The sequence below is a fragment of the Stagnimonas sp. FW305-C-60 genome (genome assembly GCF_058782965.1).
Genome location: NZ_JBYSYF010000002.1, coordinates 296,149 through 311,251, shown reverse-complemented (window position 1 = coordinate 311,251; position 15,103 = coordinate 296,149). Strand labels below are relative to the sequence as shown.

Genomic DNA, 15,103 nt, shown 5'->3' with positions numbered 1-15,103 from the left:
AGAACCCGATGTCCCGCATCTTCAATTTCAGCGCCGGCCCCGCGACCCTGCCGGAACCCGTCCTCAAGCAGGTGCAGTCCGAGCTGCTGGACTGGCACGGCGCCGGCATGGGCGTGATGGAAATGAGCCATCGCGACAAGGAGTTCATGTCGATCGCCAGCCAGTGCGAGGCCGATCTGCGCGAGGTGCTGGCGGTGCCGGGCAACTACAAGGTGCTGTTCATGCAGGGCGGCGCCACCGCGCAGTTCGGCATCGTTCCGCAGAACCTGCTGCGCGGCAAAGCCGGCGCCGATTACGTGCTGAGCGGCGACTGGGGCAAGAAGGCCGCCAAGGAAGCCGGCAAGTTCGGCAAGGCGCACATCGCCGCCAGCAGCGAGGCCGACAAGTTCACCCGCCTGCCGGAGCGCAGCGGCTGGCAGCTGGACCCGGATGCTGCCTATGTGCACATCACCACCAACGAGACCATCCATGGCGTGCAGTTCCGCGAGGTGCCGGATGTCGGCGCGCTGCCGCTGGTGGCCGATGCCTCTTCCGACATCGCCTGCCGGCCGATGGACATCAGCAAGTTCGGCCTGATCTATGCCGGCGCCCAGAAGAACATCGGCCCGGCCGGCCTGACGCTGGTGATCGTCCGTGACGATCTCATCGGCCAGACGCTGCCCGGCACGCTGTCGATCCACGACTACAAGGCGGTGGCCGACAACGACTCCATGCTCAACACGCCCAGCACGTTCAGCTGGTATGTCTGCGGCCTGGTGTTCCAGTGGCTGAAGTCCGAGGGTGGCCTCGCCGCCGTCGGTGCGCGCAACGAGCGCAAGGCCAAGGCGCTGTACGACTACATCGACAGCCAGGACTTCTACAAGAACCCGGTGAGGAAGGAAGACCGTTCGATCATGAACGTGCCCTTCACCCTCGCCAACGCCGAGGTCAACGACGCCGAGTTCCTCAAGGGTGCCAAGGCCGCCGGTCTCAATGGCCTCAAGGGCCACCGTGCGGTGGGCGGCATGCGCGCCTCGATCTACAACGCCATGCCGGAAGCCGGCGTCGCGGCGCTGGTCGACTACATGAAGGAATTCGTCCGCACTCGCGGGTGAGGTCGCCCGCCTACGGCGGGCTGTGAGGTCGCTCGCGCTGCGCGCATCGCTGTGAGGTCGCGCCTTCGGCGCTGTGAGGGATAAGCAAACCGCTGTTCCCTCACAGGGCGCGAAGCGCCCGACCTCACAGCAGCCCGCGCAGCGGCTGCGCCCTCACAGGCCCGCGTCAGCGGGCCGCCCTCACGCATCCAAGGAGAGACAGCCAATGTTCAAGATTCAAACCCTCAACAACATTTCCCCGCTGGGTCTGGAGCGGCTGCCGCGCGGTAGCTACGAGGTAGCCAGCGAGATCGGTCACCCGGACGCCGTGCTGGTGCGCAGCGCCGACATGCACAAGCTGGAGATTCCGGCCAGCGTCATGGCGATCGGTCGTGCCGGCGCCGGCACCAACAACATCCCGGTGGCGGCGATGAGCCAGCGCGGCGTGCCGGTGTTCAATGCTCCGGGCGCCAATGCCAATGCGGTGAAGGAGCTGGTGCTGGCCGGCCTGCTGATGGCGGCCCGCAATATCCCGCAGGCGCTCGATTTCGTGAAGAAGCTCGACGGCGACGATCTCGCCATGCACAAGGCGGTGGAAGACGGCAAGAAGAAGTTCGTCGGCTTCGAGCTGCCCGGCCGCACCCTGGGCGTGATCGGCCTGGGCGCGATCGGCGTCAGGCTCGCCAACACCGCCATCGAGCTGGGTATGGAGGTCTATGGCTACGACCCGGCGATGACCGTGCAGAACGCCTGGAAGCTCGACAGCCGGGTCAAGCAGGCGCTGTCGGTGGATGATCTGGTGGCCAAGTCGCAGTTCATCTCGGTGCATGTGCCGCTCTTGGAGGCCACCCGTGGCCTGATCAATGCCGAGCGGCTGCGGCTGATGAAGAAGCAGGGCGTGATCCTCAACTTCGCCCGCGCCGAAATCGTCGATGACCAGGCGGTGATCGCGGCGCTGGCGGCCGGCAGCCTGCACGCCTATGTCTGCGACTTTCCCTCCAATGCGCTCAAGGGCAATCCGCGGGTGCTGGCGACGCCGCATCTGGGCGCCTCCACCGGCGAGGCCGAGGACAACTGCGCGGTGATGGTGGCCGAGCAGATCCGCGAGTTCCTGGAAGTGGGCAATGTCCGCAATTCGGTGAATTTCCCCGAAGCGGTGATGCCGCTCTTGCCGGGCAAGACCCGCCTCACCGTGGTCAATGCCAACGTGCCCAACATGGTCGGCCAGATCACCACCGCGCTGGCCAAGCACAACCTCAACATCGCCGACCTGCTCAACAAGTCGCGCGGCGACATCGCCTACACCCTGGTCGACATCGACTCGGCGGTGGGCGAGGCGGTGGTGGCGGAGATCGCCGCCATCCAGGGCGTGCTGAAGCTGCGGGTGATCGCCGCGCGCTGAGCCTGCGGAGCGGCGGTCGAGGCGGAACTGGCGGCGCGAAGTGAGTAGACTTCGCGTCCGCCGTTGCGCCATGGACTGCCGCCACCTCCTGAAATGACTGTCAGAACTCTTCCCCAGGCCCGTATCGAGATCGACGCGCTGGATCGGCAGATCCAGGAGCTGATCAGCCAGCGTGCCCGCATCGCCCAGGAAGTCGCCCACATCAAGCAGCGCCAGGGCGATACCGGCGATCACTACCGGCCTTCGCGCGAGGCCGAGGTGCTGCGCGCGGCCATGGCCCGCAATACCGGCCCGCTCACGGACGAGGTGGTGGCCAAGCTGATGCGCGAGATTATGTCGGCCTGCCTGTCGCTGGAGTCGCCGCTGACCATCGCCTACCTGGGGCCGGAAGGCACCTACACCCAGGCGGCGGTGCTCAAGCACTTCGGCGAGGCGGTCACCGCCCGGCCGGTGACCGCCATCGACGAGATTTTCCGCGATGTCGAGTCGGGCGCCGCCGACTACGGCGTGGTGCCGGTGGAGAACTCCATCGGCGGCGTGGTCAGCAATACCCTGGACGCCCTGGTGCATACCAAGCTGCGCATCTGCGGCGAGGTGACCCTGCCGGTGCACCACCACCTGCTGTCGGTGGAAACCGATCCGGCCAGGGTGACCAAGGTCTACGCCCACGCGCAGTCGTTCGCGCAATGCCGCAAGTGGCTGGACGCGCGCCTGCCCAAGGCCGAACGTGAGGCGCTGGCCAGTAATGGCGCCGCCGCGCGGCTGGCCAAGCAGGAGGGCGCCGGCAGCGCCGCCATCGCCTCGCTGCAGGCTGGCCGGCTGAACGGGCTCAACATCCTCGCCAGCAACATCGAAGACGACCCCAGCAACACCACCCGCTTCCTGATCATCGGCAAGCAGGACCCGACGCCCACCGGCCACGACGTCACCGCCGTGGTGCTGTCGGCGCATCGCAACCAGCCGGGCGCGCTGTTCACGCTGTTGCAGCCCTTCGCCGACGCCAAGCTGGATCTCACCCGCATCGAGTCGCGGCCGATGAAGGGCGCGCCGGTGCAGGACTACTTCTTCTTCGTCGACTTCATCGGCCACGCCAACGACGAGCCGGTGAAGAAGGCGCTGGATGCGGTGCGTGCCAATGCCGCGTTCTTCAAGGTGCTGGGGTCGTATCCCCAGGCCGCCATCTGAGTGACTGCAATCATGTCTGCCCTGACCCAAAACGCCACCCCTGGCGTGTTGTCGCTGGAACCCTACAAGCCCGGCATGCCGCTGGACGAGCTGCAGCGCCGGCTCGGCATCAGCGATGCCATCAAGCTGGCCAGCAACGAGAACCCGCTCGGCCCCAGCCCGAAGGTGAAAGCGGCGCTGGCCGCGGCCATCGCCAACCAGGATCTGGCCCTGTATCCAGACGGTGGCGGCTTCAAGCTCAAGGCGGCGGTGGCGAAGATGCACGGCATCGACGCCAGCCGCGTCACCCTCGGCAACGGCTCCAACGACATGCTGGAGTTCCTGGGACGCATCTACCTGGGGCCGGGGCGGGCGGCGATGTTCAGCCAGCACGCCTTCGCGGTGTATCCCATCGTCACCCAGTCGCAGAACGCCGAGGCGGTGATCGTGCCGGCGCTGTCGCGCAGCCACCCGACCATGCCGCTGGGCCACGATCTGGAAGGCTTCAGGAAGCTCTGGCGCGACGACATCAGCATGGTGTTCATCGCCAACCCCAACAACCCGACCGGCACCTGGCTGCCGGCGCAGGACATCGAGGCCTTCCTCGCCTTCGTGCCCAAGCACGTCATCGTGGTGCTCGACGAGGCCTATTGGGAATATCTCGACCCGGCGCTGCGCGGCGACGTGCGCGGCTGGCTGGACAAGTACCCCAACCTGGTCGTTACCCACACCTTCTCCAAGACCTATGGCCTGGCCTCGCTGCGCGTCGGCTATGCGCTGTCGTCGCCGGAAGTCGCCGACCTGATGAACCGGGTGCGCCAGCCGTTCAACAACAACAGCCTGGCGCTGCTGGCGGCGGAAGTAGCACTCTCGGATCAGGAGCACGTCCAGAAGTCGGTGGCGCTCAACAACAGCGAGCGCGCCCGCCTGGAGGCAGAGCTGGCCAAGCTGGGCCTGAGCTGGCTGCCCTCGCAGGCCAACTTCCTGGCCATCGACTTCGGTCGCGACGCCGGCCCTATTCATCAGGCCCTGCTGCAGAAGGGCATCATCGTGCGGCCCACCGCCAGCTACGAGATGCCCAACTTCCTGCGCATTACCATCGGCACGCCGGCGCAGAACGACCGGCTGCTGAAGGCGCTGCGGGAAATCCTGGCGTGACGGGCCGCGCGTGAAACTGGCGGTCGTCGGCCTGGGCCTGATCGGCGGCTCGTTCGCGCGCGCGCTGCGGGCGACCGGGCAGGTTGCGAGCATCCGGGGCTACGACGCCGACGAGCGTCAGCGCCGGCTGGCGGTGGATCTGGGCGTGGTCGATGCCGCGCCCGCGAGCACCGCCGAGGCGGTTGCCGACGCGGACCTCGTCGTGCTGGCAGTGCCGGTGCTGCGTACCGCCGAGGCGATGGCCGCCGTGCTACCGGCGCTCAAGGCCGGCGCGGTGGTCACCGATGTTGGCAGCACCAAGCAGTCGGTGCTGGCCGACGTGCGGGCGGTCTGCGGTGCGCTGCCGCCCTGGTTTGTCGCCGGCCACCCCATTGCCGGCACCGAGAAGAGCGGGGTGGCGGCCTCCAATGCCGAGCTGTTTCGCAACAAGCGGCTGATCCTGAGTCCGCATGCCGCGCAGGACGCGCGGGCCCTGGCCCTGGTGCGCGGCCTCTGGGAGTCGGTCGGTGCGCGGGTAGTGGAGATGGATGCAGTACGTCACGACGCCATCTTCGCCGCCACCAGCCATCTGCCGCATGTACTGGCCTACGCCTTCGTCGACATGCTGTCGCGGCTGGGCGACGCCGAGGAAATCTTCGCCAACGCCGGCGGCGGCTTCCGCGATTTCACCCGCATCGCCAGTTCCAGCCCGCAGATGTGGCACGACATCGTGCGCGCCAACCGCGAGTCGGTGGCCGGTCTGCTGGAGCAGCAGATCGCTGAACTTTCCGAACTGCTGGGCCTGATCCGCAACGAACAATGGTCGCAATTGCAGGCCCGCTTCGAGCGCGCCCGCAATGCCCGCGAGCAGCACCTCGCCCAAATCGAATGAGCATGAATCAAAGCAACCTCACGTATACCGTCCAGCCCGGCGGCCAGCTCCATGGCCGCCTGCGGGTGCCGGGCGACAAGTCCATTTCCCACCGCGCGGTGATGCTGGCCTCGCTGGCCGATGGCGTGTCGGAAATCACCGGCTTCCTCAGCGGTGAGGACTGCCTGTGCACCATGAAGGCCTTCCAGCAGATGGGCGTGCGCATCGAACGCCTGGGCGAGACCCATCTGCGCGTGCACGGCGTCGGCCTGCGCGGGCTCAAAGCGCCGGCGGCGGCGCTGGACATGGGCAATTCCGGCACCGCCATGCGGCTGATGTGCGGCCTCCTGGCCGGCCAGCCCTTCGCCAGCACGCTGATCGGCGACGCCTCGCTGTCGCGCCGGCCGATGAAGCGGGTCATCAATCCGCTGGCGACCATGGGTGCGCGGATCGCCTCCCAGGACGGCCGTGCGCCGCTGCAAGTGCAGCCGGTACAGGGCGGGCTCAAGGGCGTGCGCTACGACTCGCCGGTGGCGAGCGCGCAGGTCAAGTCCTGCCTGCTGCTGGCCGGGCTCTATGCCCAGGGCCGCACCGAGGTCTACGAGCCGGAAGCCAGCCGCGATCACACCGAGCGCATGTTCCGCGCCTTCGGGGTCGAGGTCGAGGCGCGCGAGGGCTATGCGGCAGTGCAGGGCGGCCAGTCGCTGCGCGCGACGGACATTGCGGTGCCGGCCGACATCTCCTCTGCCGCCTTCTTCCTGGTCGGTGCCGCCATCAGCCCCGGCTCGGACGTGACCCTGGTCGAAGTCGGCATCAACCCGACCCGGGTCGGCATCGTCACCATCCTCCGTCAGATGGGTGCGCAGATCGATCTGCTCAACGAGCGCCAGCTCGGTGGCGAGCCGGTCGCCGATCTGCGGGTGCGCGGCAGCCGTCTGCGCGGCGTGCACATCGGCAAGGAACTGGTCGCCAGCGCCATCGACGAGTTTCCGGTGCTGTTCGTGGCCGCCGCCTTCGCCGAGGGCGAAACCGTGGTGACCGGCGCCGAAGAACTGCGAGTGAAGGAATCCGACCGCATCCAGACCATGTGTGATGGCCTGCGGGCGCTGGGGATTTCCGCCATCGCCACGCCGGACGGCATGCGCATCTGCGGTGGCCGCATGCACGGCGGGGTGGTGGATAGCCACGGCGATCACCGCATCGCCATGAGCTTTGCCATGGCGGCGCTGCGTGCCGAGCAGCCGATCCGCATCCTCGACTGCCTGAACGTCAACACCTCCTTCCCCGGCTTCGCCGCGCTGGCGGCCGGTGCCGGCCTGCGCCTGACGGTGAGCGGGGCTTGAACACGGTCCCGGTCATCGCCGTGGACGGCCCGGCCGGCGTCGGCAAGGGCATGGTCACCCGTTGGCTGGTGCAACGCACCGGCTTTCATCGCCTCGATTCCGGTGCGCTGTACCGCATCCTGGCGCTGGCGGCAGTCGCCGCCGGCGTCGATCTCGACGAGCACGCGGCGGTGGCGGCTCTGGCGCCGGGCCTGCACATCAGTTTCACCGGCAGCAGCGAGGACGACGAGGCGATCCTGGTCGGTGGCCAGGACTGGACCCGCGAGCTACGCGCCGAGACCACCGGCGCCCTGGCCTCGCGCATCGCGGTATCCCCACAGGTGCGCGACGCCCTGCTGCAGCGACAGCGCGATTTTCGTGTCGCGCCCGGCCTGATCGCCGACGGCCGCGACATGGGCACGGTGGTATTTCCAGACGCGCGGCTGAAGCTGTTCCTCGACGCCAGCCCGGAAGAGCGCGCCGACCGGCGCCTCAAACAGTTGAGCAAAGCCGGGATTGCTGCTAATTTCGCCACCCTTTGTGAAGAAATCCGGGCGCGCGACGCGCGGGATCGTGGTCGGGCCGTGGCGCCTTTAAAGCCGGCAAACGACGCGCATCTCATTGACACAACAGGACTTTCACCCGAGGCCGTGCTGGCGAGGGTGGAGGCCTTGAGTGTCGCCGCTGGATTCTGAAGCTGGCTGGAGCCGCATCAGCTTTTGCGCAAAAGACGTTTTTTGCTGTGCCGTCAGAGCAAGGATGCGCTGGCGTTTTCCACCAACCGGGCCCGCCAACTGGACGAAGGCGGATGTTCAACCTAACCGAGTACCCAATGAGCGAATCTTTTGCGGAAATGTTTGAAGCCAGCCTCAAGGCTGGTCAATCGATGCAGTCTGGCACCATCGTCAATGCGCTGGTCTTGGACGTTAAATCCGATGTGGTGATCGTCGACGCCGGCCTGAAGTCCGAAGGCGTGATCCCCCTCTCCGAATTCATGGTCGACGGTGAAATCAAGGTTGCCGTCGGCGAAACCGTTGAAGTTGCTCTCGAGACCCTCGAAGACGGCTTCGGCGAGACCAAGTTCTCCAAGGAAAAGGCCGAGCGCATCAAGGCCTGGGTCCGTCTGGATACCGCCTTCGAGAAGAAGGAAACCGTCATCGGCATCATCACCGGCAAGGTCAAGGGCGGTTTCACCGTCGACATCGGCGCCATCCGCGCCTTCCTGCCCGGCTCGCTGGTTGACGTGCGCCCGGTGCGCGACACCACCTTCCTGGAAGGCAAGCCGCTCGAGTTCAAGGTCATCAAGCTCGACAAGCTGCGCAACAACATCGTGGTCAGCCGCCGCGAAGTGCTGGAAGCCGAATACAGCCAGGAACGCGACAGCCTGCTGGCCAACCTGCAGGAAGGCGTGGTGCTCAAGGGCGTGGTCAAGAACCTCGTCGAGTACGGCGCGTTCGTCGACCTGGGCGGCATCGACGGCCTGCTGCACATCACCGACATGACCTGGAAGCGCATCAAGGATCCGGCGGAAGTCGTGACCGCGGGTCAGGAAATCGAAGTCAAAGTGCTCAAGTACGACCGCGAGCGCCGCCGCGTGTCGCTGGGCCTGAAGCAGCTGGGTGCGGACCCGTGGGCCGACATCGCCCGCCGCTATCCCGAGAAGACCCGCCTGTTCGGCAAGGTCACCAACATCACCGACTACGGCTGCTTCGTCGAGATCGAGCCGGGCGTCGAGGGTCTGGTGCACGTCTCCGAGATGGACTGGACCAACAAGAACGTCAACCCGGGCAAGGTTGTGCACCTGGGCGACGAGGTCGAGGTGATGATCCTCGACATCGACGGCGAACGCCGCCGCATCTCGCTGGGCATGAAGCAGTGCCGCCAGAACCCCTGGGAAGAGTTCGCGCAGAACCACCAGAAGGGCGACAAGGTGGCCGGCGCCATCAAGTCGATCACCGACTTCGGCATCTTCATCGGCCTGCCGGGCGGCATCGACGGTCTGGTGCACCTCTCCGATCTGGACTGGAACGAGCCGGGCGAAACCGCCGTGCGTCGCTTCAGCAAGGGCCAGGAAGTGGAAGCCGTGGTGCTCGCCATCGACGGTGCGCGCGAGCGCATCAGTCTCGGCGTCAAGCAGCTCGGTCAGGATCCGCTGACCCAGTTCCTTGCCGAGTACCAGAAGGGCGTGATGATCAAGGGCACGGTGAAGACGGTGGACGCGCGCGGCGCGGTCATCGAACTCCCCTACGGCGTCGAGGGCTACATCAAGGCCAACGACCTGTCCCGCGAGCGCGTCGAAGACGCCACCAAGGTGCTGTCGGTGGGCGATACCCTGGAGTCGCGCTTCATCGGCGTCGACCGCAAGAACCGCTCGGTCACCCTGTCGGTGCGCGAGAAGGAAATCCAGGAGGAGCAGGAGATCGTTGCCGAGTACAGCCGCAACGCCTCTACCGGCAAGACCTCGCTGGGCGACCTGCTGAAGGATCAGCTCGGCTAAGTATTACGCCGTCGCTGGGAAAAGCCGCGCAGCCCTGCGCGGTTTTTTTTATGGGCTCGAGTTGAGGGTGGGTTGCCTAGCGGCCCGCCCTCGCCCCGAAGTGCTTGCGCCACGGCAGCGCAATGGTCTATCGTCCGTCGCAGAAAGTGGCCATAAATAACTGAATCCCATGACGAAATCCGAGCTGATCGAGGCGCTGTCGCTAAAGCAGACGCACCTCATGCAGAAGGATGTCGAGTTGGCTGTGAAGCTGGTTTTGGACCAGATCAGCAATGCGCTGGCGCGACAAGAGCGGGTGGAGATCCGGGGCTTCGGTAGCTTTGCCCTGCATCACCGGCCGTCGCGGGTAGGGCGCAATCCCAAGACCGGCGAGGCAGTGCACATCCCCGCCAAGCATGTGCCGCACTTCAAGCCGGGCAAGGAGATGCGCGAACGCGTCAATGAAATGGGCCAGGCGGCGCAATCGTGATCCGCCTGTTGATCATCGCGGTGCTGCTGGCGGTACTGATCTTCGGGGTCGCTATAGGCTTCTACAACGCCGCGCCGGTGACCCTGGATTATCTGGCCGGCCAGTTGCAGCTGCCGCTGATTGGCTTGGTGCTGGGCGAATTCGTGCTGGTGGCGCTGCTCACCCTGCTGGTTTGCGGGGCGCGCATCCTGAGTCTGCGCGGCGAAATCCGCCGGCTGCGCCGACAGATCAAGGATGCCCAGGCGGAACTGCAGAGCCTGCGCAACCTGCCGCTGAAGGATCAGTAAGCCGTGGTGGAAGGATTATTCCTATGGTTGCTGCTGCCCCTGGGTGCGGCGCTGGGCTGGGCTCTGGGTCGCAATCCGAGGCCGGCGGCGGGTGATCCGGAGACGCTCTCCGGCCTCAGCCATCTGGCCAATGAAAACCCCGATCGTGCGATTGCCGCGCTGACCAAGGCGGTCGAGCGCGATCCCGAGGCGGCGGAGCTCAACCTCACGTTGGGGGCCTTGTTCCGCAAGCGCGGCGAGATCGACCGTGCGCTGCGCCTGCACGAGAGTGTGTTGACCCGCAAGGAGCTACGCAGCGATCTGCGCACCCAAGCGCTCTACGAGCTAGGACAGGACTGCCTGAAGGCCGGCCTGCTCGACCGCGCCGAGGAACTGCTGCGGGAAGCCTCCCAGCACGCCTCCCATGCCGTGGTGGCTCTGGAGCTGTTGTTGCAGATCCATGAGCTGCTGGGCGACTGGCAGCCGGCACTGGAGGTCGCCGCCCGTCTTGAGTCCCTGAAGGGACAGAGCCTGGCCCTGGCACGCGCGCATTACGCCTGCGAGCTGTCGGAACTCGCCAGTCAGGACGGTCGTCCGGACGAAGCCCTGCGCTGGGCTCGCAAGGCACTGGATACCGACCCCGACTGCGTGCGCGCCAGCCTCTGTCTGGGACGCCTGGAAGAAGATCGGCAGCATTGGCACGAGGCCTTGACGGCCTATCTCAAGGTGCCCGAGCAGGACGCCCGGTTCTTGCCGGAAGTGCTGCCCGCCATCGAACGGGTCTGCGCCGCCGGCGGCGAGGCCGATACCTTTCGCAACTTCCTGGACAAGGTCGAGGCCCAGCACGGGCTCGACTCCAGCGTCTGGCTGGCGCGCGCCCACCAGTTATCCGATCCCAATGCGCAGGCCTTGTACCTGGCCGACAAGTTGGCGCAGCGGCCATCCTGGCGTGGCTTGGTGCAGTTTCTGAGTCTGCCGGTTGCTGGCGATGCCGGGCGGCTCAGTCGGCCGGTGCAGGCCTTCCGCGAATCCTTGGTGAAGGTGCTCGACAAGCGGCCGCGCTATCACTGCGGCCACTGCGGGTTTGCGCCCAGCCTGTTGTTCTGGCGTTGCCCCAGCTGCAAGCAGTGGGGCAGTGTGCATCCGGCGCCGGATACTCTCTAGGGGTCTACTGCGTGTAGGCGTTGCGGTAGCGGCGGTCGCCGCGATTGATGTCGGCCAACACGTTCTTGGGGATCTTCTCGATCAGATCCTGGCGCATCGCCGACAGCCGGGCGCGGTCCTGTGGATCCAGGCTGGCCAGCCGTAGGCCGGCGTCCAGCTGGGTCAGGGCGCCGCGTTGGTCGCCGCGCTGCAGGTTGTAGGTGGCGATCTGAAACTGCGACTCGGCGATGTTGCCGAGTTGACGCGAGGCTTCGGACAGCAGGCGGTAGGTTTCCACCCGGGTGCCCAGGGCCTGGTCGCGGGTCAGCAGCAGCTGCCTGGCCTCCGCCGGCTTGCTGTCGTCGAGCAGTGCCTGCGCCTGCGCCAGGATGGCGGGGGCGTAGCGCGGATTGAGGGTCAGGGCCTTGGTCAGCAGAGCGCGGCCTTCGCTGCTGCGCCCGGAGGCGGCCAGCAGCTCCGCTTGCAGCAACTGCACATTGACCTGCCGCGGCAGGCTGACCAGCAAGGGCTTCAGGGCCTCGACGCCATCGGCGGCGCGACCCACTTTCGAGAGCGCAAAGGCATAGCCGTAGCGCACCGCCGGCGAGCTGTCGCCGGCGCGCAGTCGGCGCCCGAAGTCGTCCACCGCCTCGTTGCCGCGCTCGGCCATCAAGACCTGGGTGCGCGCCTTCATCAGCGAGAACTCCACGGAGTCCCGGTGTTCGGATTTGGGTAGCGCCTCGGCGCGGGCCCTGGCCTCGGCGACGCGGGTGGTATTGACCGGGTGAGTGCGCAGGATTTCCGGCAGGCCGGCGCCGTACAGGCGCGACTGTTGTTCGAGCTTGGAGAAGAAGCTGGCCATGCCCTCGGGGTCGTAGCCAGCCTCGGCCATGGTATGGATGCCGATGCGGTCGGCCTCCAGTTCGTGAGCGCGGGTGTAATTGACTTCGCGCTGGTAGTTGAGCGACTGCCCCAGGGCCAGCGCTCCGTAGATCACATCGGGGTTGGCGGAGCCGGCGATGATGGCGGCGATCATCGCCGCCCAGGTGGCGATGTTGGCGGTGCGGGTGTCGGCGGCGGTGCGCGCCAGATGCCGCTGGGTGACGTGGGCCTGTTCATGGCCCATCACGCCTGCCAGCTCGCTCTCGTTGTCGGCGGATAGCAGCAGGCCGGCATTGATGCCGACCAGGCCGCCCGGCACCGCGAAGGCGTTGATGCGCGGATCGCCGATGACATAGAACTTGAACGGCACTGGCGCCGTCGCACCCTTGGCCGCCAGCTTCCAGCCCACCGAATTGACGTAGTCGGAAACCTCCGGGTCCTCGACCAGATAGTCGCCGCCGTAGAGCTCGGCGGCCACTTCGGCGCCGATCTTGGCTTCCTGGGCTGGCGACAGCGTCAGGTCGGCGGGTTCGCCCATCTGCGGCAGGTCAAGTGCCGCCGTGGTGCCCTGGGCCTGGGCGCCGAGGGCGGTGGTCAGGGTCAGTGCAGCGAGCAGGTGCAGGGCAGGGGAGGTGCGCAAGGAAGGTTCCGGTGGCCGGCTGGATGCCGGGGTGTTGCTGCCTATAGTGTGATGCAAAAGCGGATTGGTTCGTTGCGACTGCGGAACGGTATTGGCGCAATGATAAAATGCCGCTTCACCACGGTTGGCAGTGCGCATGAATTGGGCGGATTACGCGATCCTCACGATAGTTCTGGTTTCCATCCTGGTGGGGATTTTTCGTGGCTTGACCCGCGAATTGCTGGGTCTGGCCGGCTGGGTGCTGGCGTTCTGGCTGGCCTTTCACTTCCTAGACCCGGTCACGGCTTGGCTTGATGGCCGCATCGCTACCCCCACTGTGCGCCGGGCGGTGGCCTTCGGCGGCATCTTCCTGCTCACCTTGCTGCTGTGCGCGGTGGCGACTTTCCTGCTCGCCTCGATGATCCGCGACAGCCAGTTTTCCGGCATCGACCGTACGCTGGGCGGCGGCTTTGGCTTTCTGCGCGGCCTGCTGCTGATTGCCGCCCTGTTGATGGTGGCCGGCACCACCACCGCTCGCCAGGACCTCTGGTGGCGGCAGTCCTTGCTGGTGTCCGAACTTGAATGGCTGGCCGATGCCCTGCATTCAGTGCTGCCCGAGCGCTGGATTCGGGCCTTGGAGTCCCCAAATTCCCCTTCCGAGCCTGCCGCCTTGCGACAGAGCCGGTCCTCTTGAGCCGTTCGTAGAACAGCCTTCTGTACTAAGGAGCTTCCTGACCCATGTGCGGCATCGCCGGTCTCGTTTCCAAATCGCCCGTCAATCAGGAACTGTTTGACGCCCTCACCATGTTGCAGCACCGCGGTCAGGATGCCGCCGGCATCATCACCGCCGATGGCGACCGCCTGCACCTGCGCAAGGAAAACGGCCTGGTGCGCGACGTCTTCCACGCCGATGAGCACATGAACAAGCTGCGCGGCCTGATGGGCATCGGCCATGTCCGCTACCCGACCGCCGGCTGCGCCACCTCGGCTGAAGCCCAGCCGTTCTACACCAACATGCCGTTCGGCATCTCCTTGGCGCATAACGGCAACCTGACCAACACCGAGGAACTCAAGCAGGCGCTGTTCGAGGAGGACCGCCGGCACATCAACACCGAGTCCGACTCCGAGGTGCTGCTCAATGTCTTCGCCCACGAGCTGATGCAGCAGAACACCCTGCGGCTGACGCCGGAGGACATCTTCGCCGCCATTGCCCGCGTGCATCGGCGAGTGCGCGGTGCCTATGCGGCGGTGGTGATGATCACCGGCTACGGCATCGTTGGCTTCCGCGACCCCTATGGCATCCGGCCGGCGGTGGTGGGTCGCCGCGACGGCCCGCATGGCCCGGATTTCCTGATCGCCTCGGAATCGGTGGCGCTGGACGCCCTGGGCTTCACCGTGCTCGGCGACATCGAGCCCGGCGAGGCGGTGGTCATCACCGAGGACGGCCGCCTGTTCCGCCAGCAGTGCGCGGCCAAGCCGATGTACTCGCCCTGCATCTTCGAGTACGTCTATCTGGCCCGCCCCGATTCGATGATGAACAACATCTCGGTGCACAAGGCGCGCCTGCGCATGGGCGTGAAGCTGGCCGAAAAGATCCAGCGCATCTGGCCCGATCACGACATCGACGTGGTGATCCCGATCCCCGACACCTCGCGCGTGCCGGCCTCCGAGCTGGCGCAGGTCCTGGGCGTGCCCTACCGCGAGGGCTACATCAAAAACCGCTACATCGGCCGCACCTTCATCATGCCCGGCCAGGCGCAGCGCAAGAAGAGCGTGCGCCAGAAGCTCAACCCGGTCGACGTCGAGTTCCGCGGCAAGAACGTGCTGCTGGTGGACGACTCCATTGTCCGTGGCACCACTTCGAAAGAAATCATCCAGATGGCGCGCGACGCCGGTGCCCGCAAGGTCTACTTCGCCTCCGCCGCGCCGCCGGTGCGGTTCCCCAACGTCTACGGCATCGACATGCCGACCAGCGCCGAGCTGGTGGCCCATGGCCGCACCGAGGAGGAGCTCCGCGTCCTGCTCGGCGCCGACCGTCTGGTGTTCCAGGATCTCGAGGACCTGATCGACGCCGTCAAGCACAAGCACGCCAACATCGAGCGCTTCGACTGCTCGGTGTTTACCGGCGAGTACGTGACCCAGGACGTCGATGCCAAGTACCTCAACCAGCTTGAGCTGTTCCGCAACGACGCCGCCAAGGAAACCCGCAAGGCGGGCGCCTCGGGCACGCTCGATCTGCAGAACGCCGCCTAAAGCCC

At 66.4% G+C, this 15,103-nt stretch carries 14 protein-coding genes; 13 read left to right on the top strand and 1 reads right to left on the bottom strand.

Annotated elements, in window-relative coordinates:
* Positions 1–8 precede the first annotated feature (8 nt).
* From serC to AC3WT6_RS08240, 11 genes are all read left to right on the top strand, one after another.
* On the top strand, positions 9–1,094 hold the full coding sequence (serC, locus tag AC3WT6_RS08290) for a 3-phosphoserine/phosphohydroxythreonine transaminase (RefSeq protein WP_492653109.1): 1,086 nt from the start codon (positions 9–11) through the stop codon (positions 1,092–1,094).
* Positions 1,095–1,299: 205 nt separating this feature from the next.
* Positions 1,300–2,475 carry a phosphoglycerate dehydrogenase gene (locus AC3WT6_RS08285; protein WP_492653108.1) on the top strand — a complete coding sequence of 392 codons (1,176 nt, stop codon included), beginning with the start codon at positions 1,300–1,302 and terminating at the stop codon, positions 2,473–2,475.
* Between the two features lie 93 nt (positions 2,476–2,568).
* Entirely contained in the window at positions 2,569–3,660 is a 1,092-nt protein-coding gene (pheA, locus tag AC3WT6_RS08280) for a prephenate dehydratase (RefSeq protein ID WP_492653107.1), read from the top strand.
* Between the two features lie 12 nt (positions 3,661–3,672).
* On the top strand, positions 3,673–4,797 hold the full coding sequence (gene hisC, locus AC3WT6_RS08275; protein ID WP_492653106.1) for a histidinol-phosphate transaminase: 1,125 nt from the start codon (positions 3,673–3,675) through the stop codon (positions 4,795–4,797).
* Between the two features lie 10 nt (positions 4,798–4,807).
* On the top strand, positions 4,808–5,668 hold the full coding sequence (locus AC3WT6_RS08270) for a prephenate dehydrogenase (RefSeq protein ID WP_492653105.1): 861 nt from the start codon (positions 4,808–4,810) through the stop codon (positions 5,666–5,668).
* Between the two features lie 2 nt (positions 5,669–5,670).
* Positions 5,671–6,990 (top strand): 3-phosphoshikimate 1-carboxyvinyltransferase, encoded by a 1,320-nt coding sequence (aroA, locus tag AC3WT6_RS08265; protein ID WP_492653820.1) that lies wholly within the window; start codon positions 5,671–5,673, stop codon positions 6,988–6,990.
* Positions 6,987–7,664 (top strand): (d)CMP kinase, encoded by a 678-nt coding sequence (gene cmk / locus AC3WT6_RS08260; RefSeq protein ID WP_492653104.1) that lies wholly within the window; start codon positions 6,987–6,989, stop codon positions 7,662–7,664. The genes aroA and cmk overlap by 4 nt, the downstream gene beginning before the upstream one ends.
* 137 nt (positions 7,665–7,801) lie before the next feature.
* A complete protein-coding gene (rpsA, locus tag AC3WT6_RS08255; RefSeq protein WP_492653103.1) occupies positions 7,802–9,466 on the top strand; it encodes a 30S ribosomal protein S1 in 1,665 nt (554 codons plus the stop codon).
* A gap of 169 nt (positions 9,467–9,635) precedes the next feature.
* Positions 9,636–9,935 carry an integration host factor subunit beta gene (locus AC3WT6_RS08250; protein WP_492653102.1) on the top strand — a complete coding sequence of 100 codons (300 nt, stop codon included), beginning with the start codon at positions 9,636–9,638 and terminating at the stop codon, positions 9,933–9,935.
* A complete protein-coding gene (locus AC3WT6_RS08245) occupies positions 9,932–10,222 on the top strand; it encodes a LapA family protein (protein WP_492653101.1) in 291 nt (96 codons plus the stop codon). The genes AC3WT6_RS08250 and AC3WT6_RS08245 overlap by 4 nt, the downstream gene beginning before the upstream one ends.
* 6 nt (positions 10,223–10,228) lie before the next feature.
* Positions 10,229–11,365, top strand: a complete 1,137-nt coding sequence (locus AC3WT6_RS08240) for a tetratricopeptide repeat protein (RefSeq protein WP_492653100.1) — start codon at positions 10,229–10,231, stop codon at positions 11,363–11,365.
* A 4-nt stretch (positions 11,366–11,369) separates the two neighbouring features.
* Here AC3WT6_RS08240 and AC3WT6_RS08235 read toward each other — a convergent pair whose 3' ends face one another.
* The gene (locus AC3WT6_RS08235; protein ID WP_492653099.1) at positions 11,370–12,866 is read right to left on the bottom strand and encodes a M48 family metallopeptidase; all 1,497 of its coding nucleotides are present in this window, start codon (positions 12,864–12,866) and stop codon (positions 11,370–11,372) included.
* Positions 12,867–13,002: 136 nt separating this feature from the next.
* Between AC3WT6_RS08235 and AC3WT6_RS08230 the strand changes: the two genes are divergently transcribed.
* On the top strand, positions 13,003–13,539 hold the full coding sequence (locus AC3WT6_RS08230) for a CvpA family protein (protein WP_492653098.1): 537 nt from the start codon (positions 13,003–13,005) through the stop codon (positions 13,537–13,539).
* A 44-nt stretch (positions 13,540–13,583) separates the two neighbouring features.
* Entirely contained in the window at positions 13,584–15,098 is a 1,515-nt protein-coding gene (gene purF, locus AC3WT6_RS08225) for an amidophosphoribosyltransferase (protein WP_492653097.1), read from the top strand.
* Positions 15,099–15,103 lie beyond the last annotated feature (5 nt).

What these genes read in the sequence shown, in the direction of transcription:
- pheA (WP_492653107.1), top strand. Translation starts at nt 2,569, where the DNA reads ATGACTGTCAGAACTCTTCCCCAGGCCCGTATCGAGATCGACGCGCTG.
- hisC (WP_492653106.1), top strand. Translation starts at nt 3,673, where the DNA reads ATGTCTGCCCTGACCCAAAACGCCACCCCTGGCGTGTTGTCGCTGGAA.
- purF (WP_492653097.1), top strand. Translation starts at nt 13,584, where the DNA reads ATGTGCGGCATCGCCGGTCTCGTTTCCAAATCGCCCGTCAATCAGGAA.
- serC (WP_492653109.1), top strand. Translation starts at nt 9, where the DNA reads ATGTCCCGCATCTTCAATTTCAGCGCCGGCCCCGCGACCCTGCCGGAA.
- rpsA (WP_492653103.1), top strand. Translation starts at nt 7,802, where the DNA reads ATGAGCGAATCTTTTGCGGAAATGTTTGAAGCCAGCCTCAAGGCTGGT.
- AC3WT6_RS08250 (WP_492653102.1), top strand. Translation starts at nt 9,636, where the DNA reads ATGACGAAATCCGAGCTGATCGAGGCGCTGTCGCTAAAGCAGACGCAC.
- AC3WT6_RS08285 (WP_492653108.1), top strand. Translation starts at nt 1,300, where the DNA reads ATGTTCAAGATTCAAACCCTCAACAACATTTCCCCGCTGGGTCTGGAG.
- aroA (WP_492653820.1), top strand. Translation starts at nt 5,671, where the DNA reads ATGAATCAAAGCAACCTCACGTATACCGTCCAGCCCGGCGGCCAGCTC.
- AC3WT6_RS08230 (WP_492653098.1), top strand. Translation starts at nt 13,003, where the DNA reads ATGAATTGGGCGGATTACGCGATCCTCACGATAGTTCTGGTTTCCATC.